A 24,493-nucleotide genomic window follows, 5' to 3' on the forward strand; every position below is an offset into this window, starting at 1 on the left:
GAGGCTCGTGAGACCCCGGCGGCCGAGATGAAGCTGACCGAGCACGAGACCGCGGAAGTCGAAGCCGAGTGACATCGCGCTGCGCCCATCGGGCGCGGCACCATCCCCCTTCGCGTACGGAGAGAACGACATGGGCTACGCATTCAGCGCACGTACCGCCTTCGAAACCGAGCAGGAGAAGGTGCACGACAAGATTCAGCCGGTCGAGGGTCACCTGACCGAGGACGAGAAGGTCGAACTCGAGATCGAGTGACGCGGACCGTCGGGAATGGCCCCTCGCCGTGGATGCCGGCGAGGGGTCTTCCATGGCCCGGCTGACGCCTGGAGAGCGCGGCACCGCTCTTTCCGGCAAACCGGCTCCAGGCAGTCGTCTGCATTGGAGGGATATGATGGGCTACATGGTTTCCGGACTTTCTCCCTTCGAAACCGGGATGGAGAAAACGGAAGAGAAGGCGAAACTCACCGAGATTCGCCTCACCGATGAAGAGAAAGCTGAACTCGAGGCCGAGTAGGCTGATCTCCAGCATCACGAATCAAGAATACAAGAGAATGCGATGTGAGGCAGCGACATATTTGTCTGCATTGCCTGCATATCCGTGATCTGCGAAGATCGACGCCGAGCCGTTCGAGCAATGAGCTCAACTCGAAGAACCAACCGAACAACTCAAATGAACTGGAGGATTTATCATGGGTTATGCTGAACACGCCCGTTCGCCGTTCGATTTCGACCTGAACCCGCGGGTCGAGGACAAGGCGAAGCAGGCCGAGGTCGCCTTGACCGAAGAGGAGAAGACGGAACTCGAAGCCGAGTGATCCGTCGCGCGGTGCCCGCCCGGCGGGCACCGCGCTCCCCTTGCGCAGCGGGTATCCGTTCCTCATGCAGCATCTGCCTTTCGAGCGCGAGCTGACGCCGGCCTCGGCACTTGATCGCGTGCAGGACGACTTGAACGAACTGGGCCTTCGCTGGCGGCTGCGCATGCTGGGCGGCGCCTGGCCGACCGTGCTCGCCGAACTGTTCGACGGACAGGGCGCGAAGGTCTCCCAGGGCGTGGGCAAGGGACGCACCGAGCTGGCGCTCGTGGGCGCCCTGTTCGAGGCGCTCGAGCATTGGTGCACGGACCGCAGCAACGGCGCGGCGGTCTCGATCGAATCGTCCCACGGCTTCACCGGAATCGAGCTTTGCCGCGACGAGAAGGCGGTCGAGCTGCTGTCGAAGGCGCCCGAGGCGCCGCTTGCCTGCCGGCAGTACACGCAGATCGGGGGCGAGCGCCCCCTGTCCTACCCGCTGTTCCTCGCCAAGCCGAACTACTGGCGCAGCCCGCGCGTCGAGGGCGACGCCTTCGACTATGGCAGCCTCGTCCGCTATGGCTCCAACAGCGGCACCGCGATCGGCGCCAGCTTCGAGGAAGCCTGCATCCATGCGCTCAGCGAGGCGGTCGAACGCGACGCGCTGTCCGCCTTCCTCGCGCGCCGCATCTATCAGCCGTCCGCCGGCAGCCGGCTGGCCGTCGTCGACACGGCCACGCTCCCGCGGCCCGCGGCCGAACTGCTCGCCACGGCCGAGGCCGAAGCGGGTGGCCGGGTCCATCTGCTGGACCTGGACCGCGGTTTCGGCGTGCCGGTGTTCCTCGCTGTCGCCGACGGCGCGGCCGGCGGGCCGGCGCGGTTCGGGGCGGGCGCCTCGCTCAATGCCGAGTATGCGGCGATCCGGGCCGTGAGCGAACTGCTGCAGATCCTCCATGTCGGGAGCGAGCCCGAGGTGGCCCAGGAGCGCCAGGCCCAGATGGACCGCCTCGCCCCCTACCCGCGCCTCCTGCGCTGCGCCACCTTCCAGGTCGGCCAGCTGATCGAGCGCGACGGGGCGGCATCCGTCGATTTCGCCGCCATTCCCAGCCGGCCGGCCGGCGGCCCCCTCGCGGACTGGCTCGCCGACCTGACCGGGCGCCTCGCGCGCCGGGGCCGCAGCGCGTTCGCCGCCAACGTCCATGTGACGCCCCTCGGCACGCATGTGACCAGCGTGGTCGTGCCGGGCTTCGACCGCTTCTTCAACGTCACGCTCGGCTCGCCGGTCCTGCCGTCCAGCTCCGCGCTGGCCGACCTGCCTGCCGGTGGCGAATGGTGCCGCGTTGCGTGACCATGCCGCGATGATCGCGGCGGAACTGGGCCACATCGCCGAGTTCGAGCGCCGCCTGCAGGCCGACGGCCGTCCCGGCGGGCCGGAGATCGACTGCCTGTGCGAGCCGGACCCGCACTCGCGCCACCTGCTGTTCCTGCTGCGCTGCGGCGGACGCCACTGGCTCGGCCGCAAGCTGCTGGAACGCCAGCCGTCCGGACCGCCGCTGCCGACCTCGCGCATCGCGCCGCACATGCTGCTCGGCGAATGGGAGGGCTTCCTCGAGGCCGAGGACGGCATGCGCTGCCATTTCCGGCCAGCCGACGCCGCCCGCAAGCGCGCGGTGGTCGCCGAGGCCGCCGACGACCCCGGAGCCGAGCTGTCCTTCCCGTTCGCCCTGCTGGACGAGGCCGGGCGGGAAATCGTAAGCCCGCCCGAATACTGGTCGGGCGACCCGCGCCTGGCCGCCGCCCTCGACGAGGGCGAGGTGCACCTGCGCGAGTACACGGCGCGGCTGCTCGGCCGGCTGGCGCTTCCGGCCGGCGGCATCGTCTACGACCCCGCCTGCTCCACGGGGACCTTCCTGGCATCGGTGAAGGAGGCAGCACCCGGGCTGAAGGTCGTCGGCTCCGACCTGTCGGCGGCCATGGTCGCGCTGGCGCGGCCCCGGCTCGACGACGCCTTCGTGGCCGACGCGGCGACGGTCGCGCTCCCGGAAGGCTGCACCCTGCTGGTCCTGCGGTTCCTGAACGCCGAGGTGCTGACGGTCGCGCAGGCCGAGGCGGCGTTCCGCCGTCTCTCCGGCCAGCTCCGCGCCGGCGCGCACGCGGTCGTCTTCGGGCACACTTCCGTCCTGGCGCCGGTCGGGCCGCTATGCGCCGAGCTGGGCTTCGACCGGTTGCGCTCGATCGGAGCGACGCCCGGCAAGGACGAGATCTTCCAGTACTACGTGCTGCGCCGCCGGTAGGGCGTTTCCGGACGAACCGGAAACGCCCGGGGAATCCGCGTTCCTCAGGCGTCGGCGCGGGCCAGGAACCGCGACAGCAGCTCGCGGGCGGCCGCGGCCGGGGTCGTCCGGCCATGCGTCACCGCCTCCTCCAGATGCGCGAGGTCGGCGCGCACGCCGGGATGGCGGCGGAACGCGTCCAGCAGCGTGTCGGAGATCTCGCTCCACATCCAGGCGCGCGCCTGGCCGGCACGGCGCTCCGCGATCGCGCCGCCGAGCAGGTCGCGGTAGCGGCCGACCGTCCGCCACACCTCCTCGATCCCGGCGCCGGCGACGGCCGAGCAGCTCAGCACCGGGACGCGCCACCGCGCGTCCGCCGGCTGCAGCAGCGCCAGCGCGTGGCGGTACTCGGCGACGGCGTGCCGGGCGGCGGCCACCATGTCGCCGTCGGCCTTGTTGACGACGATCAGGTCGGCGAGCTCGACGATGCCTTTCTTGATCCCCTGCAGCTCGTCCCCGCCGCCCGGAAGCAGCAGGAGCATGAACAGGTCGACCATGTCCGCGACCGCCGTCTCGGACTGGCCGACGCCGACCGTCTCGACGACGACGACGTCGAAGCCGGCCGCCTCGCACACCAGCATCGCCTCGCGCGTCCGCCGCGCGACGCCGCCGAGCGTCCCGCCCGAGGGCGAGGGCCGGATGAAGGCGTCGGCGTTGCGCGTCAGCTCCGGCATCCGCGTCTTGTCGCCGAGGATCGACCCGCCCGTGCGCCGGGAGGACGGATCGATCGCCAGCACCGCGATCCGGTGCCCCTGCCCGATCACGTGCAGGCCGAACGTCTCGATGAAGGTCGACTTGCCGACGCCGGGCACGCCGGTGATGCCGATGCGCACGGAGCGCCCGGAATGGGGCAGCAGCTCGGCCAGCAGCGCCTCCGCCGCGCCGCGGTGGTCGGGCCGCGTCGATTCGACCAGGGTGATGGCGCGCGCCAGCGCGCGGCGGCTGCCGGACCGGAGCTCGGCGGCGAGCGCCGGGGGATCGATGCCGCCGGAGGCGGGCGTGGCGGGTGCCGGGGTCATGGCCGCCACCCTACTATCCCGGGCGGGCGGGATGAAGGGCCGGCGTGACTTTCGCGCCGTCCCGACGGTTGGATTGGGACAGACGCGCAAACGGAACCGTTGGATGCAGACATGCCGGTAGTCCTACTCATCGTCCTTCTCGCGATCCTGATCGCCGCCTTCGGCTTCTGGGACACGCTCACCGCGATCGTCGGCGGCACGGTGCTGCTGGTCCTGTTCCTGGGGATCGTGGTCGGCTTCCTCGGCCTGTTCGGGTTCTGGGTCTTCGGGCAGTTCCGTCGGTAGGCGCGCCGCTCAGGTCGTCGCGACGGCCTCGCCCGCCTCGGGCGACCTGCCGCCCTCGCCGTTCTCGGCCGATTGCTGGCGGACCCACATCTCGGCATAGCGCCCGCCGCTCGCCAGCAGGTCGGCATGCCGGCCCCGCTCGGCGATGCGGCCCTGCTCCAGGACGATGATCTCGTCGGCGTCGATCACGGTCGACAGGCGGTGCGCGATGACGAGCGTCGTGCGCCCGCGGCTGACCTCGCGGAGATTGGCCTGGATCTCGCGCTCGGTATGGGTGTCCAGCGCGCTGGTCGCCTCGTCGAACAGCAGGATCGCCGGCCGCTTCAAGATCGTCCGCGCGATCGCGACCCGCTGCTTCTCGCCGCCCGACAGCTTCAGCCCGCGCTCGCCGACCATGGTCTGGTAGCCGTCCGGCAACCCCATCACGAAGCCGTGGATATGCGCGAGCCGGGCCGCCTCCTCGACCTCCGCCGGCGAGGCCTCGGGCCGTCCGTAGGCGATGTTGTAGTAGATCGTGTCGTTGAACAGGACGGTGTCCTGCGGGACGATGCCGATCGCGGCGCGCAGGCTCTTCTGCGTCACCTCGCGGATGTCCTGGCCGTCGATCGCGACGCGCCCGCCCGACACGTCGTAGAAGCGGAACAGCAGCCTGCTGATGGTCGACTTCCCGGCGCCGCTCGGCCCGACGATGGCGACCGTCCGGCCCGCCGGCACGGCGAAGGACACCCCATGCAGGATCGCCCGGCGCGGGTCGTAGCCGAAGGACACGTCCTCGAAGGCGACCGAGCCGCCCTGCACGGCGAGCGGCGCGGCGCCGGCGGCGTCCGCCACCTCGCGCTCGACCGACAGCAGCTCGAACATCTTCTCCATATCCGTCAGGCTCTGCTTGATCTCGCGGTAGACGAAGCCGAAGAAGTTCAGCGGCTGGTAGAGCTGGAGCAGGTAGGTGTTGACCAGCACGAAGTCGCCCACCGTCATCGTGCCCTGGACGATGCCGCGGCCGGCCATGTACATCACCGCCGTCAGGCCGACCGAGATGATCGCGCCCTGGCCGATGTTGAGCATCGACAAGGTCGTGTAGCTGCGGACGGCCGCCTGCTCGTACTGGCGCAGCGACGAGTCGTAGCGCCGCGCCTCGTGCTCCTCGTTGCCGAAATACTTGACCGTCTCGTAGTTCAGCAGGCTGTCGATCGCCTTCGTGTTGGCGCGGTTGTCCATCTCGTTCATCTCGCGCCGGAACTGCAGCCGCCATTCCGTGATCAGCATCGTGAACCCGATATAGGCGACGACCGTGACGAGCGTGACCAGCGCGAACCAGATGTCGAACAGGCCCCACAGGATCGCGCAGACCAGCAGGATCTCCAGCAGGGTCGGCAGGATGTTGAACAGCATGAAGCTGAGCAGCGTGTGGATCCCGCGCGTGCCGCGCTCGATCGAGCGCGAGAGCCCGCCCGTCTGGCGCTCGAGATGGAAGCGCAGGGCGAGCGCGTGGAGGTGCTGGAAGACGTTGAGGGCGACCCACCGGATGGAGCGCTGGGCGACCTTGGCGAAGACCGCGTCGCGCAGCTCGGAGAAGGCCAGCGACAGGACGCGGACGAGGCCGTAGGCGACGATCAGCCCGACCGGGATGGCGACCGCGAGGCCGGCCTCGCCGCCGAGAACGTCGACCGCCCCCTTGTAGAGGATGGGCACGTAGACGTTGGCGACCTTGGCGACGACCAGGCACGCGACCGCCAGGACCACCCGCAGGCGCATCTCGAAGCTGTCGCGCGGCCAGAGATAGGGCAGCAGGCTGCGCAACGCGCCCGCCTCGCCCAGCCTCGGGGACGGGGAACCGCGGTCGGTGTCTGGGGTCGTGGTCATGTCGGGGACGTACTCAGGAAAGGAACGAGCCTTAGTGTGGGCATTGCGCGCCGAAATCCAAAGCGTTGCGCGCCCACGAAACGCCGAACCGGTCAGGGACCGCTTCGGCGCATCCAGGACTTGAGCGCACGGGCCAGGGCCTCGGCCGCCGCCGGGTCGTCGAGCATGCGGCGCAGGCGATCGCGAAGGGCCGCGATCCTGCAGTCGGGTGCGGGCGCCGCCGCCTCGATTCGGCCGGGCGGCCCGGCCTCTTCCCGGCGGCCGGTCACGCCGGCCCCAGCAGGCGCCCGGCGATCCAGGGCAACAGCGCCCTTTCCGCGGCCCCTTCGGAAGCGCAGTCGGATGCGCAGTCGGATGCGGGGCGCCGCGTGAACACCGCCAGCGTGTGGCAGGTCCCGTCGGGCAGCAGGATATGGGCCGCATCGTGGCGGCAGCTTCCCGAGCGGCCCGGCATCGCCCAGACGCGGCTGCCCCGGGGCACGCCGGCCCCCAGGAAGCCGTCCAGGACCAGCCGGCCCCGCGGGTCGGCCGGATCGCGCTCCAGCAGCGCGCGCATCGCCGCCGAGCGCCCGGGCGACACCGCGCGCCCTTCCATGATCGCGGCCAGGAGCCTGACCGTCGCGTCGGTCGTCAGGCGGTTCGCGTTCTCGCCCCGCGCCCCGCGGCTGACCCGCTCGCGGCCGTACGGCCCCTGGGCATAGGTCTTCTGGCACACGTTGATGCGGTCGAACTCGGGCCAGCACCAGGAGCCGAACCAGCGGTTGACGGCGTTCCTGGCTTCGCGCCAGGCCGACATCTCCGGCTCGGGCAGCTCGATCCCGCCCGTCGTCCCGGTCAGCGCATCGAGCACCAGGTGGGTCGCGTCGTCGACCCCGTCGACGATCATGTCGCGGCACGCCCGTTCGAGCTCGGGCGTCGGGGCGAGCCGGGCCGCCTCGTACCAGCCGTGCAGCGCCACCATCAAGAACAGCTTCACGACGCACGCGGCCTCGAACGGCACGTCGCCGCCGTGGCTCGCCTGCACGGCCCCGGTTCCAGTTCCGGCCCCGCCCCGGGCGACCCGCCAGGTGGCCGCGATCCGGCCGGCCGCCGGGCCGTCCGGGCCGGGGCCAGGGGCGGCGTTGGGGCCGGAGGTGGGGCCGAAGCGCTCGCCCGCTTCTCCGATCACCGCTTCCAGATGGCCGGCAAGGTCCCGTCCAGCTTCCATGATTCCCGTTCCCGAGACGAATGCGCGCCGGCCCGCACGGCCGGCCGTTCTTCTATTGCACGGCCCGCGCCGAGGCAAGGATGCCGCGCGTCGCACCGGGCCGCGTCCGATTCGCGGCTCCGACGGCGCCGGCACGCCTCCGGACGCCCGTCCCGGGGCCGTCTCCGCATGATCGGCATACCGGCGAAGGTGCCGCGCACCGATCCCCGCGCACGTTTTGCACGATCCCAAGGAGAAGAACGGAAAAGAATAAGTTCAAAAACTTTCGCCCATTTCATACGATCGCATTGCCCGGGGTGTTCCGGGGCAAGAAACAAGTAGATAACGAATCATCTTATCCGCGAGAGGACGCCGGAGCCATGAGTCGGTCCGACCCGAACAGTGATCTCGGAAGCCAGATGTGCCGCAACGTCATCGTGGCGGGACGGCGGACGAGCATCCGCATGGAGCAGATCTACTGGCAGGAACTCCAGAGCGCAGTGGAGCGCGAAGGGTGGCCTATGAACGAGATCGTCAGCATGGTCGACCTCCGCAGGGGAAGCACCAATCTCACCGCCGCCTTGCGCGTCTTCATCATCTGCTACATGCAGGGAAGCCCGTCGTCGCGGAGCGAGGGTTCGGACGGATCACCGGACGACGGCGACGGGTCCGGGAGCCCGGGAGGCCGTCGGCCGTGCCCCGGCAGGATCGCGAGGGCGCTGGACGTCGTCGGCCCGCCCCGCAGGTCCACCAAGAGCTGAGAGGCCACCCGGCCCCGTGGCGAACGGACACCGGTGCGAACGGGCCCGCACCCGACACGAGGCGCGCGCCGGCCTTCGGGCGCCGTAATGGAGATGCACGCGTGAACAATGCCCCCCGATCCCCATCCTCCGGTGGTCCAGGAACCGGGAACTACGATCTTTCCGGCCTGGAGCCTTCGTATCGCAGCGGCCTGGAGGACGTGGCCGCCCGCGAGGGCGTGCCGGTGGACAAGCTGCTCGCGGACATCGACGCCGCCCGCGGGACGACGGGCCTCGTCGATGCGGTCAGGGCCGTCGTCCTGACCTATTTCCGGATCCTCTACGAGGACCGGAGCGGCCTTGCCGGCTCCTCGGCACCGCAGGGCCGCGTCATCGAGCGCGCGATGGCCGTACTGAAGGAGGACGGCAAGGAGGATGGCTGATGCAGGCCGCGCTCACCAGGCGAAGCGCGCGACGGCGGCCTGGGGCAGATGCCCGGCGGCCTGGGCCGCGGCCGCCAGCCGGGCCGGGTCGGGCGTCTCGCCCCAGCCCTTCGCCAGCTCCTCCAGATGGATGCCGCTGGTGACCAGCAGCGAATCGATGCCGGCGGCGTTGGCCCCGGCGACGTCGGTGCGGAAGCTGTCCCCCACCGCGAGGATGCGCCGGCGGTCGCCGATGCCGAGCAGGTCGAGGCAGCGGGCGTAGACCGGGGCGTGCGGCTTGCCGTGGTAGCGCACGTCGCCGCCCAGGTCCTCGTAATGGGCGGCGAGGGAACCGGCGCAGATCGCCATCTCGGTGCCGACCACCACGACGAGGTCGGGGTTCGCGCAGACCATCGGCAGACGCCGCTGCGCGCAGGCGGACAGCACGTCGGCGTAGTCGGCCACCGTCTCCGAGAAGTCGTCGATCCCGGTGTTGACGATGAAGTCGGCCTCCGCGGGCGCCCCGACCATCTCGATGTCCAGCCCTTCGAAGACGTCCTCGTCCCGGGGCGGCCCGATGTGCAGGCACCGCCGGCCGAGCGCCCGGTGCCAGCCGTCGGGCCGGTCGCGCAGCGCCTCGTGGGTCGCCTCGCCGGAGGTCATGAGGTGATGGTAGTGGTCCCCGGTGATGCCCATCGCGCCGAGCTTCGTCGCGACCGAGGCGCAACGGCGGGGCGCGTTGGACAGAAGGCACACCTTCTTGCCGGCCGCACGCAGCCGGTCCAGCGCGTCGAGGGCGCCCGGAAGCGGCTCCACGCCGTTGTGCAGGACGCCCCACAGGTCGAGGATGAAACCGTCGTAACGGTCGGCGATCTCGCCAACCCCCGACAGGAACGGCAGTTCGGATGAATGTCTGTCAGCCATGGCCGGTCATTTCTGCCACGGCGCGCCGGCCGACGCCAGAGATCAAGGCCGTCGCGGCGCAGAGGGCTGCGGCGGCCGGGGTTCGCCGAACAGCGCCCCCTGACCGAAATCCAGGCGCAGGTCCAGCAACTCGACCAGTTGCTGCTCGGTGGCGATGCCGTCGACGATCAGGTCGATGGCGCTGCGCTCCAGCTCGTGCTTCAGGGCGAGCACGGAATCGAGGCCGCCGAACGGGCTCGGCTGCTCCAGGATCAGGCCGGCGTCGAGCTTGACGTAGCGGACGTGCCGCGCCGCCAGGTCGGGAGCGTCGAAGTCGAGATGGGCGACCTCCCCCATCACGAAGCGGAAGCCCAGCCGGCCGAGTTCGGCCAGCATCGGACGCGCGTCGCCGTCCGGGTCGAACAGCTCGCCCTGGGGCAGCTCGAACATCAGCTTGTCGGCGAGCCCGGCATTATGCGCCATGAACTGGGAGAACTGCCGCACGAAAGCCCGGTCGGCCAGCGAATCGGCGGTCACCGCGCAGAAGAACCCGACCTGCTGGCCCCGGCGCTCCGCCTCGCGCAGGAGCTGGATGGCGCGGAAGAGCAGCAGGTTGTCGATGAACGCGACGAGGCCGTCGCGGCGCGCGACCGGCAGGTAGATCTCGGGGCCGAGCTCCAGCCCGTCGTCGAGCCGCAGCCTCGCCGTCACCTGGTAGAAACGGTGCTTGCGCTGGGGAAGCGCCACCACGGGCTGGATGCAGATGTCCACCCGGTCTCCGGACAGGGCGGCACGGATCGCGGCGGTGACGGCTCCGGCGGCGGGAGCGGCCCGGACCGCCCCGGCGGCGGTAGGGCCGGCATCGAGGACGGCATTGAGGACGGCATCGGCGGCGGCCTCGGCCGGGGCTTCCGCCTCGGCGAGCGCCGGGGCGGCCGCGCGTTCGCGCGCCAGCATCCCGCGCAGCGTCCGCAGCTCCGCGACCAGGGCCGAAACGTCCCGGCCGGCATCGAGGGCGGGGGCCGGGGCGGGGGCCGGGACGGGAGCGGGTTCCGGCCGGGCCGCGCCGCGCAGGCTCCGCAGCTCGGCATGGAGCTGGTCCAACCCCGCCGCCAGTTCCTCGTCGCCGCTGCGCAGCCGGGCGAGCCAGCGGGCGAGCGCCCGGTCCCGCTGCTGGCGTGCCGCCACCTCGTGCAGGATCGCGCCGAACAGGAAGACGAGCGCGCCGGCGACCAGCGCCGTCAGGCGGTCGACCGATGGGAAGCTGTGCGGCAGCGTCAGGGCGATGGCGATCGCGGGGACGGTGTAGACCAGGGCCAGCAGGACATGGGCGATCACCGGCATGGCGGGACCCGGGCGGGACTGCGATTCATCGCGGGGCGCATCCGTCTAGCTCCGGTGGTCCGCGCCGACCGGGTCGGCGATCCGGACGTGGTCGGCGCCGACCGCGTCGGCGAGCCGGGCGAACCCGTCCGCGCGCAGCAGCCGGACGAGCCCGCGCTTCAACTCCGCGACCAGGGCCGGGCCGCGATAGACGAGGGCGGTGTAGAGCTGGAGCAGCGAGGCGCCCGCGCGGAGCTTGGCGTAGGCGTCCTCGGCCGACGAGATGCCGCCGACCCCGACCAGGGGCATGCGGCCGCCGGTGAGGCGGTACATGCGCGCGAGCAGGCCGGTGGACGCCTCCATCAACGGCGCGCCGCTCAGCCCGCCGGCCTCGCGGGCGATGCCGGGAGGCAGCCCCGCCGGGCGCGCGACGGTGGTGTTCGAGACGACGAGGCCGTCGATGCCGCTGGCGAGCGCCACCTCGGCGACGTCCGCCTCGTCCTCGGGCGTCAGGTCCGGGGCGATCTTGAGCAGGAGCGGCGGCGGCCGGTCGCTTCCGGCACGCGCCCTGGCCTCCATCGCGCGCCCGAGCAGGGCTGCGAGGGGTGCCCGCCCCTGGAGCGCCCGCAGGCCCGGGGTGTTGGGCGACGAGACGTTCACGACGAGGTAGTCGACGAGCGGGGCGAGCCTGGCGATCCCGGCGGCGTAATCGTCGGCCGCGTCCGCCGTGTCCTTGTTCTTGCCGATGTTGGCGCCGACGATCCCGCGCCGCGCCCGGGCCCGCAGGCGCGCCTCGACCGCGTCCAGCCCGTCGTTGTTGAAGCCGTACCGGTTGATGAGCGCGCGCTGCTCCGGCAGGCGGAAGACGCGGGGGCGGGGGTTGCCGGGCTGGGGCCTGGGCGTCACGCTGCCCACCTCGACGAAGCCGAAGCCGAGGCGCAGCATCGCATCGGGCACGACGGCGTTCTTGTCGAAGCCGGCGGCCAGGCCGACGGGGTTGGGGAAATCCAGCCCCCACAGCCGCTGCGCCAGCATCGGCTCGTCCGCCGACCGGTCGGCCGGCGCCAGGCCGCTGCGCAGCAGCCGGATCGTCACGTCGTGGGCACGCTCGGGATCGAGGGCCCGCAGCAGCGGCCCCGCGACCGGGTACAGGTCGATCACGCGGCACCGGCCAGCGGCGGGAACACGTGCCGGCCGTCGGGGCCGAGAGGCAGCGGCGCCACCCGGGCGACGGCATCGACCGGCAGCGGCCCGTAGAGATGGGGGAAGAGCTGGCCGGCGCGCGACGGCTCCCATTTCAGCGCCGGGCCGAGGCGGGCGGCCTCCACTTCCAGCAGCACCAGCCCCGTCTGGCCGGCGCGATGGCGCGCGGCGCTCTCGACGATCTGGTCGGCCGTGGAGAAGTGGATGAACCCGTCCGCGAGGTCCTGCGACGAGCCGCGGTACAGCCCCGACGCCGAGGCCCCGGCCCACTCGTCCTGCCGGCACATATGGTAGATGTATGGTCCGCTCATGACGGCGGACAGTAGCGGAAACAGGCCTGCCTGACCAGAGCCGGCCCGATCCGCACGAAGGTTGCCCGCACCCTTCCCCGTTTTCGCATTCTGCAACGGCTTTCGCGTCCTGCTTTCTCCAATTTGCGAATGAAACTCCGGGACGCAAGAAATGTTATTGCAAGAAGGCCGGGCAAGCTGTTTCGCGGCACCATTGGATCAGGGGTAAAATTTCGCAACACCCAACGGATTCCTCGATCGTGCATGATCGGCCATAACCGAAAGCATAGGAGTTCGGAATCTGGCATCGCCCTTGCGTTGGGATGGAACCAGAGCACTCGCGGAGGGAACTATGGATACGGCAATGAACACGATCCCCGAAGAACGCCGCAGCACCAGCAAGGCGATGGATTATGCGCTGGAGATGGTCCAGGCGCTCGGCGAGGCCGGCCTGACCACCGTCCCGGTGAAGCCGAGTGCCGCGATGCTGACCGCGGGCGCGCGCGCCGGCAAGGTGAGCGTCGAGACCGTCTGGAAGATCTACCAGGCGATGCTGCGCGAGGAGGGCTGAGGCCCTCCCCCGCGCGTCCCGTCCGCGGCATTCGCCCGCGGACGTCAGGACGGGCGGGCCTCCGGCCGGCCGTACACGCATCTCCTCGCGATGCGCAGGCACGTCTCGTAGACGAGATCGCCGGGTTCCGGGGGTTTGGCGGGTCGCACGCCGTCCAGTACGGGGCATGCGCGGCGGATCGCGGCCGGGCGGCAGCCCGACGGGCCGACCCGGCCGAGAATGGCGGCTGCCAGCGCCTCCTGCCCGTCCCGCCCCGCTTCGGCCCACAAGGTCCGGGCCAGGACGTCGACCGCGGCCCGTTCGCAGGCGCCGCAGTCCGGCCCGTCGGGACAGGCGCCGCGCCCCGCCGCGGCCGGTCCGCAAGCCGTCACCGCCATCAGGCGCCGGCGGTTGCCGTGCCTGCGTCCACCGATCCCCATTTCGTTCTCCTCCGCCAGTGAGCCGCGTCACGCGGTGAAGTCCGTGCGCGCGAGAAAGACGCCGCCGCCCCGCCAGTCGGGCGGGCGCGGCGGACGCGCCGCCGTGCCCAGGCGCACCGGCTCGTTGTCCAGGCATCCCGACACCGCGTCGAGGCCGTCGTCCGGGCTCCGTCCCGCGCGGCCCGGACGCCACTCCCGCATCTCGCGGACGAAGGGCGTGTCCCAGACGTCGCGATGGGCGTGGAGGGAGCGGGCGGCCAGCACGGCGTCGAACGCCGAGAGGATGCGCTCGTCCTTCGGCCGCACGCTGCGGGCCTCGACCACGGCGGCCGCGACGCCCGCGCGCGCCATCTCCCGGCGCAGGATGCCCGGCAGGAACGCGCCGAGGCCGTTGGCCTCGACCGTGACCGAGGGCAGGTGCAGCGCCGCGACGAAGCCGGCGACCTGCCGGCACTGCTGGGTCGCCGCGTCCTCGGCGGCGTCCTCGTCGGCCGTGACGTAGAGGACGCGGTGCAGCCAGCGCTTGCCCTCGGCGTCGGTGAACACCGCCGCCACGACGCTGCCGTCGCCCCGACCCGGCCGGTCGCCGCGCGACGGCCCCTGCCCGGCCCGCGCGCCGTAAGCGGGGTCCCACCAGCAGCTCGCGGAGACCATGCGCCGCCCGGCGATGGTCAGCACCGCCTCCCCGCCGGCCTCGCTGTAGGCGACCTCGCCGTCATAGGGCACCATCAGGTCCGGATCGAGGCGGCCGTCGGCCACGTTGACCGGCAGCAGCAGCATCTGGCTGAGGAACCGGTTCTCGCCCGCCGCGCGCCGGGCGGCGATCACGTCCAGGGTGAACCGCTCGGGCCAGGCGCTGGCGCCGTCGTCGCGCAGGACCGGCGCGATGCAGCGGAGATAGCCGTCCAGGAACGGCCGCTCCTCCCCGATCTCGGCGCGCGGCGCGTCGGCGTAGATCGTGTAGTAGCTGTGGGGCGTGCCGACATACAGCGTCAGCCCGTCCGGCACCTTGACGAAGTCGACCTCCGCCAGCCGGGCGCGCAGGTCCTCGCGCTTGGGCGCGGAGCCGGAGGTGCGCGGCACCTCGACGTCGTCGCAGACCACCACGTCGGCGCGGCTGCCGGTCAGGTTCGAGCCGATGCCTCGCGCCAGCATGGACGGGTCGCGCAGCTCGAGGCGGCGACGGACGGTGAACTGCTCGGCCGCCCACTGGTCGCGCTCGTCCGGCCTCAGGCTCCGGGTCCAGGGATGGCGCTCGATCAGCCGGCGGACCACCCGCACCATCTTCTTGGCCAGCGCGAGGTCGGCGGCCAGCACCAGGATCCGAAGGTCGGGGTTCCGGCACAGGAGCCAGGCGCAGAACAGGCCGACCAGCGTCGACTTGCCCGCGCCGCGGAACGCCATCAGCAGCAGCTCGCGGTCGCCCCCGTCCCACCTGTCGCCGAGCCACCCGACGATCCGCCGGTGATGCGGCGGCGTCACCATCCCCTGCGCCTCGTTCCAGACCTCGACGAAATCCCCCAGACCGCCGGGCGAGCCGTCCGTGTCCTGCATTCCCGCCTCGCGTCAGGGATGACGCGACAAGATGTGCCAGGCGCTGCCGTTCGACATCGCCGTCACGGCGTGCCCCTTCTCGGCCAGGACGATCGCCTCGCCGTCGGGGCCGCCGCCCGCGGCCGCGGTCACCGTCACCGGGTTGGCGCTGACGTCGGCCTTCTTCACGCTGACCGTGCGCCCGACGGCGCCGGCGTCCCAGGGGGCCGGCAGCCGGACCTCCGTCGCGCCGGACCAGGCGCTGACGAGGTGGAGCTCGCGCTCCAGGTCCGGGACCAGCAGGGCCGGGCCTTCGTGGTAGCCGGCGTTGCCGGGCAGGCGGCTGGAGGCGGCGATCCACCAGGCGGCGCCGTTGGACACCGCCGTCACGAAGTCGTACCGGCTGGCGAGCACGACCGTGCGCCCGTCCGGCCCCGGGCCCGACGCCTCCGTGACCGAGACCGGGTTGGCGCTGAGGTCGGTCTTCTTGATCGTGACCCAGTGGCCGTTGGCGGCCCCGGCGGCCGGCAGCCGCGCTTCGACGGCGCCGCCATAGGCGCTGACGAGATAGACGGAGTTCGCGAGGTCGAGGTCCACCGGGCCGCCGGCCGCGGGCTCGACGTAGTCGGTGTCGAAGCGCATCGCCTCCACCGTCAGCTCGGTGATGCGGCACGCGCGCAGGCGGTTCTTCTCGGGGTAGCCGGCGTTCATCGCCGTGTACTGGCCGCCGGACTGGTCCCAGATCGCCGGGCCGCCGCTGGCCGAGAACAGGTTGACGATCGAGGTCTCGACCGAGCCCGCCTCCAGCAGCACGTTGGGCACGCCGCCGACCGTCTCGGTGTAGAGGTTGACGATCAGCGTCTTGTCGGTGCCGGGTCCGACCCGGAAGCAGCTATGGGCGCTGGCGGCGACGTTCGCCTCGCAGTCGACGAAGGCGTTGTTGTAGCGCCCCTGCTCGACGTAGAAGCCGGACCCGGTCGTCGGATGGCCGTGCGAATAGACCCGCACGCAATGGAAGCGGTTGGCGTTCGGCGTGTCGCCGGCACCCGAGCGGGTCAGCCAGACGCCGTGCTCCACCGGGCGCTCCACGACCACGCGCTCGAAATTGTTCCAGTAGCAGGGCCGGTCCGGATCGGCATGGCCGTCGAGCACGATGCCCCAGCGCGCGTCCCAGATGCTGAGGTCGCGGACCGTGTTCTGGACGCAGGGCCGCTCGATCCCGTGCAGGCGGACGCCCGTCCGCCCGCCCTCGAGGCGGAGGTGGTGGATCTCGGCGAAACCGCCGGTCATCGCCACGAGGTCGAGCGCGTCCGACGCCGCCTTCAGCACCGAGGCGTGGCCGGCGCCGTGCAGGCGCTGACCCTCGCGCAGCACCAGGGTCGAGGCGATGCGCCAGGTGCCCGGCGGCACGAACACGGTCTCGGCGGCGGCGAGCGCCGCCTGGAAGGCCAGCGTGTCGTCGACGACGCCGTCGCCGACCGCGCCGAAGTCGCGCACGGAGACGGTCTCGGCCAGCCGGTCGCGCACCGGCCGCCGGACCGCGCCGGCGCCGGGGACGAGATAGCTCGACACCTCCTCGGCATCGACGATCGGCGAGGCGGTCGGGTTGCCGGCCTCGTCGAAGGCGAACAGGCGGTTCGCGCGCTGCGTGCGGTCCGGCAGCAGGGTCGAGGCCGGCAGGTCGGTCGCCGCGTAGCGCAGCGCGAGCGCGCCGTCGTCGGACACCTGCTGGATGCTGGCCGTCAGGTAGTCGAACTCCTTGTTGAGGGCGGCGGCCGGCAGGCGCCCGCTCTCCAGGAAATCGGTCAGGCGCTCGATCCGCAGCCGCCGGCGCAGCGTGACGCGCACGCCGGGCGCCGGGGCGGTGTCGAAGGTCACGGTGCCGCCGGCGGTCGCGCCCGCACCCGCGACCGCGTATCCGGCCGTCTGCGGGGCGGCGTTCAGATGGACCTCCAGGTCCTCGCTCGCGAAGATCGGGAAGCCGAAGGCGAAGTCGCGCTGGACGCCGTCGCCGAGATAGGTCTGGCGCAGCGGCACCGCCGGGATCTTGATCTGGTCGCTCACGAATACCCCCTCGCGATCCGCTCGATGCGCTGGCGTTCGGCCAGTTCGGACGTCTCCAGCAGGTTGCGCCGCCGCTGGTCCTCGCCCTCGCGCTCCAGGGCCGCGCGCTTCAGCCGGTCCAGCTCCGCGGTGCGGCGCCGGGCCGCCTCGCTCTCCTGCTCGATCCCGCGCAGGACGGCGCCCGCGGAGCCGTCGCCGGCGGTCAGGCCGCGGGCGCCGAACAGCGAGCGCATGCGCCCGACCTCGCCGCGAAGCGCCGTGCGCCGCTCCCGCTCGTCCGCGCCGGCTGCCGCGTCCAGCTCGGCGCGGCGGCCGGCGTGCCCGCCCCGCATGCGGGCGAGGCCGGCGTCCTGGCCGGCGGCCAGGCTCCGCCGGTCCAGGTCCTGGCGCTGCTCGAAGGCGAGGCGTTCCTGCCCGGCCTCGCGGGTCCGGCGGTTGCGCTCCTCGACGTCGTCGGAGATGCCGCGGACGGTGCTATACGCCGTGAGCGCCGGCAGGATGGCCTGGAGGGCCGTGTTGGCGAGGTTCCCCATCAGTCGTTCACCTTCATCTTCATGGTCACGGAGAGCAGGGCGAACGGGACGGGGTCGTCCTGTTCGATCCGCCAGGGCGGCCGGTCGGCACCGTCGGTCCAGCCGAGTGCCCGCACGCCGCGCGTGCCGTCGACGCGCGGCGGCGCGCCGTCGGACAGCGCCGCGTCGCCGAGCCGGCGCAACGGCACCTCCAGCAGGCCCCGTCCGACGTCGACGCGCAGCGCCGCGGTGCCCTCGAGCTGGAAGACCGCCTCGATCATCCGCCAGGCGACACCGCGCGCCCCGCCCGTGCCGAGGGGGTTGGGCGGCAGCGGCTCGACCGTATGGGCGAAGCGCAGCCCGGCCTGGACCCGCCGGGCCGGCCGGTCGAGGGTGACGGCGCCGCCGACCACCCGCAGCGGGCCGAGAACGACGTCGTCGGCGACGACCGTCACGTCGCGGCCGTCCAGATGGTCGAGGCCGGACCACACCGACACGGGCGCGGCACTTTCGCCCAGCACCGCCTGGTCGAGGTGCAGCCCGTCGTCCAGCCGCTCGATCCCGAAGCGGGTCGTGAACTCGAAGGGCCGCTCGACCAGCAGGTACACGTCGTCGCCGACCACCGCGACCGAGCGTACGGCCCCGTCCGTCTCGATCCCGGTCCAGGCGATCACCTGTTCCTGGCGGTAGAGGGTCAGCGCGCCGAGCAGCCCGTCCTCCATCACGACCAGCAGCAGCCGGCGCGCCTGGTCAAAGTCCTGGTCGACGGGGTCGCGTACGAGATGGCTCGACAGCAGGGCCAGGTCGTTGGCCTGGTAGGCCTGCTCGACATCGGCGTAGATGAACTCGCGCACGTCCCTGCCGTTGCGCGAGACGAAGACGGTGGCGCCGTCGACGTCGCGCGGCGGGACCGACCGGTCGACCGGCGAGCCGACGCGGGTCTGGCGGTTGAGCTGGATGTTCCTGGGGGTCAGCGGGTCGCCGGTCACCATCCATTCCGCCCCGGAGGTGAAGACCTGGAGGTGCCGGCCCGAGAACACCGCGCCGATCGCGTTGACCTGGTCGGACAGGATGCCGAACTCGATCGCCTCGTCGTCCTCGCCGGTGCCGAGGTCGAAGTTCCAGATGTCGGAGGAGCGCGACAGCCACAGCCTGTTGGGCAGGTCGCGCGAGCCGCCGATCACCAGCCGGTCCTGGTGGAAGCAGGCCGAGACCGGCCAGCCGCGCAGCCCCGAGAAGGCCTGCTCGTCCCAGGCCGCGGTAGGGCCCGTGCCGGCGAGCGTCTCCTCGACCGACGCGGTCGCCTCGGTCGGCGAGCCGACGAACAGGACCGACACCTGACGTCCGTCGAGGCGCAGGCGCGTCCCGACATGGCCCGCCTGGAACACCCCCGCCGAGGCGGTCAGGGTGATGGTGCCCGTGGTCGCGGACGGGGTCAGCGTGACCCCGGCCGGGGCGAAGCGGTACCAGGGCTGGCGGATGCTCGTCCCCTCGGTCAGGAAGGTCCACGGCGCCAGCGTCCAGTCGGCGAGGCCGCCGCGGGTCAGCTTGCGCGGCGCGGCGTCGGGATGGCAGACCAGCAGCGTGTCGGCGCTCTGGGTCCAGGAGATCCGGCCGAGCTGGCCCGCCGTCCACGGCGCCGCCACCGAGGCGATGCGAAGGTCGCCGTCGTAGACGTCGATCCATCCCTCGGAGAAGGCCAGGAGATAGGTCTGCTCGACGTTGAACTCGAAGGCGACGAGCCGGCCGGGCCCCCGCGCGAGGTCGGCCAGGGCCAGCCCCGGCCGCCGCCGGATGCCGCCGGTCGGGTCGATCAGCACGTTGCGCAGCGCGAGCGCGCCGTTGTCGTAGGCGCGCAGGTCCCCGCGCCCGAGCAGCCGGCGCGAAATCTCGCCGCCGGCGAAGCTCGTCTTGAACTGCCGCATCCGGGTCAAGGGGCGTCCTCCTGCGGAACTAGCCCAGGCGTGCGCGGGTCAGGGCGAAGCCGTCGATCGCGGGCTGCGCGTCCTGCTGCGCGTCGATCAGCCGGGCGCGGCGGAACTCGTGCTCGGCGAGCTGGACCAGCGCCTCGGCGCGGCTCGTGCTCTCGGTCAGCGGCAGGCAGAACTCGGCCGCCAGCCGCGCGATCAGCGCCAGGTCGAAGAAGGGCGGGAACTCGTCCTCCGGCGGCCGGAAGACGTAGGTCAGCACGACTTCGTCGGCATCCGCCTCGAGCGCGCGGCGCACGATGCGGTAGGTCACGCCGCGCCCGCGGGCCGAATGCCCCGCCGACAGGGCGCGCAGGAAGTCCGCCGGAAGCTGGAACGCCGCGTCGAAGTCGGCGGCGGGCGGGGCCTCCAGGCGGGCGAGCCGCGCCTGGGCGGTCGCGAAGCTCCAGGCATTGGCCGAGAGCAGCCCGTCGCGCACGGGCCCGTAGAGCGCGTCGGCGACTTCGGCCTCGGCCGTGCCTTCGGTGAAGGAGGTGATCGGTCGGGCGCCGATCTTGAGCAGCGCGCGGCTGCAGAGCCCGATCGCGGTGAGGGCCATTGGACGTCTCCTCGGGGTGGGAGGGCGCCCCCTCCCCGCCATCCGGGAAGGGGGCTCGCACCTAATCCGTGTCGGCCGTGCCGATCGCGGTCAGGTCGGCGACATCCACGGCGCCGGCCGCGTTGGAGGCCACCAGCAGGATGCCGGCCGCCACCGTGCCGTCGGTGTCGAGATTGGCCATGATCATGTCGCCGACCCGCAGCATGTCCGAGGCGGCGTTGAAGTAGCCGGACGTGTCGACGGCGTCGGCGGCGTCGGCGGTCGTGTAGTGCCAGAGCGTGAAGCCGTTCGCGTAGGCGAGCACGCTGAGGTCCTTGGGCTTGAAGGCCATCGGCGGGTCCTCCTCAGGCGTCGAGGCAGCGCAGCGTCGCGACGCCGGTGCGGTCGATGAGGCAGGCGCCCTGGCTCATCATGTTGTTGACGAAGTGGGCGGCGTGGTCGCCGTGCCAGCTGATGTCGGTGGTGACGTCGGCGCCCGAGGCGTGGCCGATCGCCGTCTTGTGGTACCAGTGGCACCAGCGGGCGTTGCCGACCTTGGTCAGGCCGGAATGCGGGATCCATAGCGTGCCGAGCCAGCGCTTGGCCTGGGTGCCGCGCCAGGGCAGCTCGTCCGCGCCGACATAGTCGGCCGAGGCGAACTCGGCGATGGACAGCAGCTCGCTCCACTGCTTCCAGCCGACCACGGCGTAGCGCTGGCCGTCGTCGGGGACGTCGGCGGCGCCCAGCAGCTCGAACGCGGCCAGCACCTTCTCCTTCGTCATGCCGTCGCCGTCACCGCCGGCATGGTTCGCGGCCGCGTCGAGCTGGGCGATGATCATCTCGTCCGTCTTGCGGCCGAGCGCGTAGGCGCCGGCATTGGTGATGACGGTCCGCTCGTCGATGTTGGTCTTGATCTCGTCCAGCTTGTCGACCCAGTCGCCGGCGTAGTAGTCCGCCAGCACGCATTCCACCGGCGAATGCACGAGGTTCATCACCGGCACCTTGCCGTGGCGCGACTTGGTCGCGGCGGCACCCTTGCCGACGACCTGGAAGACGGTCGAGGCGCCCTGGACGCCGGACTTGCTGCGGACGGTGTTGCGCAGCTTCGAGCCCATCCGCTGGTAGGCCTCGTGGACCTCCCGCTCGAACTGCTTGACGAAGGCCTTGTCGATCGTGGTCGTCATGGCTTTGGCGTGCCTTTCCGCTCTGTTGCGACGGGTCGGCCGCACGCGGACGCGGCCGGACCACGGCGGAAAGCCGTGCCGGTCGCGGGCATGCACCGATGTAGGATTTTCAGCCTTTGGAAACGCTGCTTCCGGGACCGCGTAGGCGCAGGAAGGGCGTTGGCTCGCTCTTTATAGGATTATCACCCTATGTACGCAAGCTTAAAATTTGCGGGCGAGTAGGAAATACAACAGAAGCGTGCAGCTGCGCTCACTGCCGGGCGGCGACAGCCTCTGACCAGGGGTTGTTCGGGTCGGTGGCGCCGACCTGCGTGCCGCCCTCGCGCCCGACGCCGTTCACGGTCGCGAAGGTGAAGGGAAAGGCGGTGGCGTCGGCCTCGACCATGTCGAAGCGGGCGGCCAGCGCTTCCAGCGCCGGCCGGGGCAGGCGGCGGTCCGCGGTGATCCAGGCGCCGCCGGACACGTCGATACGGGGCTGCCCGACGGCGCCGTGCAGGTCCATGCCGTGGCCGGCGAGGAACGAGACGAGCTGCGCCATCGCCGGGATGATCCGCCGCCCCCCGGCGCCGCCGAGCGCGTAGACGTCGTCCCCGCGCTCCAGGATCAGCGGCGCGTAGTTCGACAGCGGACGCTTGCCCGGGGCGAGCGAATTGGGCCGGCCGGGCTCGGGGTCGAACCACATGATGCCGTTGTTGGTCGGAATGCCGGTCGTCGGCAGCACCATGCGCGAGCCGAACAGCGACAGCAGCGTCTGGGTCAGCGCGACCGCGTTGCCGGCCGCGTCGATCACCCCGAGATGGGTCGTGCAGCTTTCGCCGCCGGCATCGCCCATTTCGGCGAACCGCCGCCGCCACGCACCCTGCAAGGCAGAGGCGAGGGCGACATGGTCGTGGGCGTCGGGCTCCGGGCCGAGCGGCCGGGCCGGGTCCAGGGCGGCGAGCGCATCCATCACGGTCGGGCCGCCGTTCAGCACCGGCGCCGCGTACAGCCGCGCGCCCCGGTGCTCGGCCACGGCCGGATCGACGACGCGGGCGCGGTAGCGCCGCAGGTCGTCCGCCGACAGGCAGCCGCCGGCCTCGCGCAGGTCGCGCACGACGTCCTCGGCCACCGCGCCCTCGTAGAAGCTGCGCGGCCCCTCCCGCGCGAGGCGGCGCAGGGTCTCCGCCATGCCGTCGAGCGGCAGCCGCGCGATGCCCGCCGGCGACGGCACGACCGCGATCGGCGGCGCGCCGCCCGGCAGGAACAGGGCGGCGCTGCCCGGAAAGCGCGACAGGTCCCTGTACGCGGACGCGATCATCAGGCTGGCGTACCAGTCGACCGGCAGGCCGCGCTCGGCGAGCGCGATCGCGGGCGCGGCCATGTCGGCCCAGCCACGGGTGCCGAACCGGTCGAGCGCGGTCGCGAGCCCGTCGACCACGCCGGGCACCGCGACCGCGGTGGCGCCGAGCAGGTTGCGGTCGCCCTCGACCCTGGGCCAGCCGAACAGGTCGAGGTCGGCGCCGCCCAGGACCGGGTAGTCGGCCGGGTCGAGGGCGGCCGGCGAGATCATCGGGAAATCGACGACCCGGACCTCGCCGCCCGCCGCGCGGAACACCAGCGCGCCGCCGCCGGCCAGCCCGCTCATCCAGGGTTCGACGACGTGAAGCGCCAGCGCGGTCGCGACCGCCGCATCCACGGCGTTGCCGCCCGCCTCCAGCACGCGCGCGCCGGCCTCGCTGGCCGCGCGGTTCTGGGAGGCGACGACGCCGTGGCGGCTGCGCACGGCCGCCTTGGCGGCCCGCAGGCCATGGCTGAAGGCGGGGCTGGTGCCGGGCATGGCGCGCTTCCTCCGGTACTTTCAGAACGCCGGGCCGCAGGGGCGCATCCGGATGCCGGGGGCGAGACGGCGCCACGGCAGCGCCGCCGGGTCGGCGATCATCGGGCCGGGAGCGGCGCAGATCAGGATCGTCTCGGCGATCGGCTCGAAATCGGCCCGGAAATGGACGGAGCTCTTGTTGACGAGGATCGCCTGCGCGGTCGGCTCGATGCCGACGAACCGGTACATCTCCTGGTCGGCGAGCTGGACCTTGCTGCTGGCGACCACGACGCGGACGTCGCCGATCCGCAGGCAGGCCGACGGCCCCAGGGTCATGCGGGCGCCGCGGTAGAAGGGGCCGGAGCATTCGAACCGGCCGTCCGAGACGCGCTCGACCGTGAACCGCCCCGGGAAGGGCGCGTCGCCGGGGATGCCGGAGCGCCCGCCGAGCGCCAGCTCGATCTCTGCCCCCTCGCCCGCCGCGTGCGCCGCGAGCGCCGCCTCGGGATCGTAGATGAGGCCGATGGCGGCGCGACGGGCGCCGTTCGCGACCAGGGCGCGCAGCATGCCCGTGGTGTCGGAGTTGCCGCCGGCCCCGGGATTGTCCTGGGTGTCGGCGATGACGACGGGCCTGGACGCGCGCTCCGCCAGCGCCATGGCCTCGCGCACGCCCGTGTCCGGGTCGAGGATCGGGCCGGCGAAGTCCGGCTCCGCGGCCTCGATCGCGTCCGCCAGCCTGCGGCACGCGCGCTCGCCCGCCTCCGCCGTCGTGCCGTAGGCGACGACGACCGGCCCGCATTCCGGGAAATCGGCCGCCGGGAACCCGGTCGCGAAGGACAGGGTCGGGACGTCGCCGCCCTCGATGTCCTCCAGCAGCGCGTACAGCGAGCGGGCGGGCTCGATCATCGTGCATTGCCAGGACAGCGGGATCAGGAACGGGATGCGCGCGACGCTCTTGTGCGGGACCGGCGAGCCGCGCAGCAGCCGGTCCAGGTGCCGCGCCGCCCGGCGACCGGTATCGGCCATGTCGATGTGCGGGTAGGTCCGGTAGGCGACCAGCGCGTCCGACAGGCGCACCATCCGTTCGGTCACGTTGGCGTGGAGGTCGAGGCTGGCGACGATCGGCACGTCCGGGCCGACGACGGCGCGCACGCGCTCCAGCAGCTCGCCCTCGCCGTCGTCCTGGTGCTCCGCGACCATCGCGCCGTGGAGGCACAGGTAGACGCCGTCGAGCGGCCCGGCGGCGCGCACGCCCTCGACGATCGCGCCGGCGATGCGCTCGTAGGCGTCGCGCGTCACCTGGGCCGACGGCGTCGCGGCGGCCCAGGTCGTCGCCACCAGCTCGTGGCCGAGCGCGCCGGCCTCCTCGATGAACCCGGCCACCGGCAGGTTGATGCCGGCGACCGCCTCGAACAGGTCGGGGCCGGCGACCAGCCCGGGCCAGCCGCCGCCCTTCTCGAAGTCGTCGTAGGTGGCGGGCGACGGGGCGAAGGTGTTGGTCTCGTGCTGGAAGCCGCCTACGGCGATGCGCATGGAATGCTCCTGGGATTCGTCTTG

The 24,493-nt window shown here is 72.2% G+C and carries 27 protein-coding genes; 9 read left to right on the forward strand and 18 right to left on the reverse strand.

From position 1 onward, the window contains the following. Positions 1–130: 130 nt before the first annotated feature. The 5 genes from VGO20_RS10945 to VGO20_RS10965 all read left to right on the forward strand — a co-directional run bounded on the left by VGO20_RS10945 (position 131) and on the right by VGO20_RS10965 (position 3,080). Entirely contained in the window at positions 131–253 is a 123-nt protein-coding gene (locus VGO20_RS10945) for a hypothetical protein (RefSeq protein WP_327502374.1), read from the forward strand. 52 nt (positions 254–305) lie between these two features. Further along, positions 306–512: a hypothetical protein gene (locus VGO20_RS10950; protein WP_327502375.1), complete on the forward strand. Its 207-nt coding sequence runs from the start codon at positions 306–308 to the stop codon at positions 510–512. A gap of 175 nt (positions 513–687) precedes the next feature. Next, the gene (locus VGO20_RS10955) at positions 688–813 is read left to right on the forward strand and encodes a hypothetical protein (protein ID WP_327502376.1); all 126 of its coding nucleotides are present in this window, start codon (positions 688–690) and stop codon (positions 811–813) included. A gap of 64 nt (positions 814–877) precedes the next feature. Next, the gene (locus VGO20_RS10960; protein ID WP_327502377.1) at positions 878–2,134 is read left to right on the forward strand and encodes a YcaO-like family protein; all 1,257 of its coding nucleotides are present in this window, start codon (positions 878–880) and stop codon (positions 2,132–2,134) included. Then, the gene (locus VGO20_RS10965) at positions 2,127–3,080 is read left to right on the forward strand and encodes a class I SAM-dependent methyltransferase (RefSeq protein ID WP_327502378.1); all 954 of its coding nucleotides are present in this window, start codon (positions 2,127–2,129) and stop codon (positions 3,078–3,080) included. Before VGO20_RS10960 ends, VGO20_RS10965 begins: the two co-directional genes overlap by 8 nt. Before the next feature lie 44 nt (positions 3,081–3,124). Here the strand turns inward: VGO20_RS10965 and meaB are convergent, their stop codons facing one another. Then, positions 3,125–4,138, reverse strand: coding sequence for a methylmalonyl Co-A mutase-associated GTPase MeaB (gene meaB / locus VGO20_RS10970; RefSeq protein WP_327502379.1), 1,014 nt, complete (start codon positions 4,136–4,138; stop codon positions 3,125–3,127). Between the two features lie 111 nt (positions 4,139–4,249). Here meaB and VGO20_RS10975 point away from each other — a divergent pair, with 111 nt between their 5' ends. Beyond that, positions 4,250–4,423, forward strand: coding sequence for a hypothetical protein (locus VGO20_RS10975; RefSeq protein ID WP_327502380.1), 174 nt, complete (start codon positions 4,250–4,252; stop codon positions 4,421–4,423). Positions 4,424–4,432: 9 nt separating this feature from the next. On the opposite strand, the gene VGO20_RS10980 is transcribed toward VGO20_RS10975, so the two are convergent. The 3 genes from VGO20_RS10980 to VGO20_RS10990 form a co-directional block, all read right to left on the reverse strand. After that, complete coding sequence (locus VGO20_RS10980) at positions 4,433–6,286, reverse strand: ABCB family ABC transporter ATP-binding protein/permease (RefSeq protein ID WP_327502381.1); 1,854 nt, start codon at positions 6,284–6,286, stop codon at positions 4,433–4,435. Positions 6,287–6,378: 92 nt separating this feature from the next. Further along, the gene (locus tag VGO20_RS10985; RefSeq protein WP_327502382.1) at positions 6,379–6,555 is read right to left on the reverse strand and encodes a hypothetical protein; all 177 of its coding nucleotides are present in this window, start codon (positions 6,553–6,555) and stop codon (positions 6,379–6,381) included. Then, a complete protein-coding gene (locus tag VGO20_RS10990; protein WP_327502383.1) occupies positions 6,552–7,493 on the reverse strand; it encodes a serine hydrolase in 942 nt (313 codons plus the stop codon). Before VGO20_RS10990 ends, VGO20_RS10985 begins: the two co-directional genes overlap by 4 nt. A 359-nt stretch (positions 7,494–7,852) precedes the next feature. Between VGO20_RS10990 and VGO20_RS10995 the strand changes: the two genes are divergently transcribed. Then, positions 7,853–8,233 (forward strand): ribbon-helix-helix domain-containing protein, encoded by a 381-nt coding sequence (locus tag VGO20_RS10995; RefSeq protein ID WP_327502384.1) that lies wholly within the window; start codon positions 7,853–7,855, stop codon positions 8,231–8,233. Positions 8,234–8,334: 101 nt separating this feature from the next. Continuing rightward, a complete protein-coding gene (locus VGO20_RS11000; protein WP_327502385.1) occupies positions 8,335–8,655 on the forward strand; it encodes a ribbon-helix-helix domain-containing protein in 321 nt (106 codons plus the stop codon). A gap of 12 nt (positions 8,656–8,667) precedes the next feature. Here VGO20_RS11000 and VGO20_RS11005 read toward each other — a convergent pair whose 3' ends face one another. Genes VGO20_RS11005 through VGO20_RS11020 form a run of 4 tightly spaced genes read right to left on the reverse strand, consistent with a single transcriptional unit; the run spans position 8,668 to position 12,374 of the window. Then, positions 8,668–9,558: a TIGR01459 family HAD-type hydrolase gene (locus tag VGO20_RS11005; RefSeq protein ID WP_327502386.1), complete on the reverse strand. Its 891-nt coding sequence runs from the start codon at positions 9,556–9,558 to the stop codon at positions 8,668–8,670. A 42-nt stretch (positions 9,559–9,600) separates the two neighbouring features. Further along, on the reverse strand, positions 9,601–10,881 hold the full coding sequence (locus VGO20_RS11010; RefSeq protein WP_327502387.1) for an EAL domain-containing protein: 1,281 nt from the start codon (positions 10,879–10,881) through the stop codon (positions 9,601–9,603). A gap of 45 nt (positions 10,882–10,926) precedes the next feature. Continuing rightward, positions 10,927–12,021 (reverse strand): quinone-dependent dihydroorotate dehydrogenase, encoded by a 1,095-nt coding sequence (locus VGO20_RS11015; RefSeq protein ID WP_327502388.1) that lies wholly within the window; start codon positions 12,019–12,021, stop codon positions 10,927–10,929. Continuing rightward, positions 12,018–12,374 (reverse strand): DUF952 domain-containing protein, encoded by a 357-nt coding sequence (locus VGO20_RS11020; RefSeq protein ID WP_327502389.1) that lies wholly within the window; start codon positions 12,372–12,374, stop codon positions 12,018–12,020. Before VGO20_RS11020 ends, VGO20_RS11015 begins: the two co-directional genes overlap by 4 nt. A 343-nt stretch (positions 12,375–12,717) precedes the next feature. On the opposite strand from VGO20_RS11020, the gene VGO20_RS11025 reads away from it, so the two are divergent. Beyond that, on the forward strand, positions 12,718–12,924 hold the full coding sequence (locus tag VGO20_RS11025; protein WP_327502390.1) for a hypothetical protein: 207 nt from the start codon (positions 12,718–12,720) through the stop codon (positions 12,922–12,924). 44 nt (positions 12,925–12,968) lie between these two features. On the opposite strand, the gene VGO20_RS11030 is transcribed toward VGO20_RS11025, so the two are convergent. The 10 genes from VGO20_RS11030 to VGO20_RS11075 form a co-directional block, all read right to left on the reverse strand. Continuing rightward, complete coding sequence (locus VGO20_RS11030; protein ID WP_327502391.1) at positions 12,969–13,343, reverse strand: hypothetical protein; 375 nt, start codon at positions 13,341–13,343, stop codon at positions 12,969–12,971. A gap of 27 nt (positions 13,344–13,370) precedes the next feature. After that, a complete protein-coding gene (gene terL / locus VGO20_RS11035) occupies positions 13,371–14,897 on the reverse strand; it encodes a phage terminase large subunit (protein WP_327502392.1) in 1,527 nt (508 codons plus the stop codon). 12 nt (positions 14,898–14,909) lie between these two features. Then, positions 14,910–16,940, reverse strand: coding sequence for a glycosyl hydrolase family 28-related protein (locus tag VGO20_RS11040; RefSeq protein ID WP_327502393.1), 2,031 nt, complete (start codon positions 16,938–16,940; stop codon positions 14,910–14,912). Then, positions 16,937–17,473 carry a hypothetical protein gene (locus tag VGO20_RS11045; protein ID WP_327502394.1) on the reverse strand — a complete coding sequence of 179 codons (537 nt, stop codon included), beginning with the start codon at positions 17,471–17,473 and terminating at the stop codon, positions 16,937–16,939. The genes VGO20_RS11040 and VGO20_RS11045 overlap by 4 nt, the downstream gene beginning before the upstream one ends. Continuing rightward, positions 17,473–19,377, reverse strand: a complete 1,905-nt coding sequence (locus tag VGO20_RS11050) for a phage tail protein (RefSeq protein ID WP_327502411.1) — start codon at positions 19,375–19,377, stop codon at positions 17,473–17,475. The genes VGO20_RS11045 and VGO20_RS11050 overlap by 1 nt, the downstream gene beginning before the upstream one ends. A 28-nt stretch (positions 19,378–19,405) precedes the next feature. Then, positions 19,406–19,978, reverse strand: coding sequence for a phage connector family protein (locus VGO20_RS11055; RefSeq protein ID WP_327502395.1), 573 nt, complete (start codon positions 19,976–19,978; stop codon positions 19,406–19,408). Positions 19,979–20,039: 61 nt separating this feature from the next. Then, a complete protein-coding gene (locus VGO20_RS11060; RefSeq protein WP_327502396.1) occupies positions 20,040–20,309 on the reverse strand; it encodes a hypothetical protein in 270 nt (89 codons plus the stop codon). Positions 20,310–20,322: 13 nt separating this feature from the next. Next, positions 20,323–21,141 carry a phage capsid protein gene (locus VGO20_RS11065; RefSeq protein WP_327502397.1) on the reverse strand — a complete coding sequence of 273 codons (819 nt, stop codon included), beginning with the start codon at positions 21,139–21,141 and terminating at the stop codon, positions 20,323–20,325. Positions 21,142–21,391: 250 nt separating this feature from the next. Further along, complete coding sequence (locus VGO20_RS11070) at positions 21,392–22,957, reverse strand: gamma-glutamyltransferase family protein (protein ID WP_327502398.1); 1,566 nt, start codon at positions 22,955–22,957, stop codon at positions 21,392–21,394. 21 nt (positions 22,958–22,978) lie between these two features. After that, positions 22,979–24,469 (reverse strand): M81 family metallopeptidase, encoded by a 1,491-nt coding sequence (locus tag VGO20_RS11075; RefSeq protein ID WP_327502399.1) that lies wholly within the window; start codon positions 24,467–24,469, stop codon positions 22,979–22,981. Positions 24,470–24,493: the final 24 nt, after the last annotated feature.

Origin of the sequence: Arenibaculum sp. (assembly GCF_035998295.1) — a bacterium.
Lineage (GTDB): Bacteria > Pseudomonadota > Alphaproteobacteria > Azospirillales > Azospirillaceae > DASYHS01.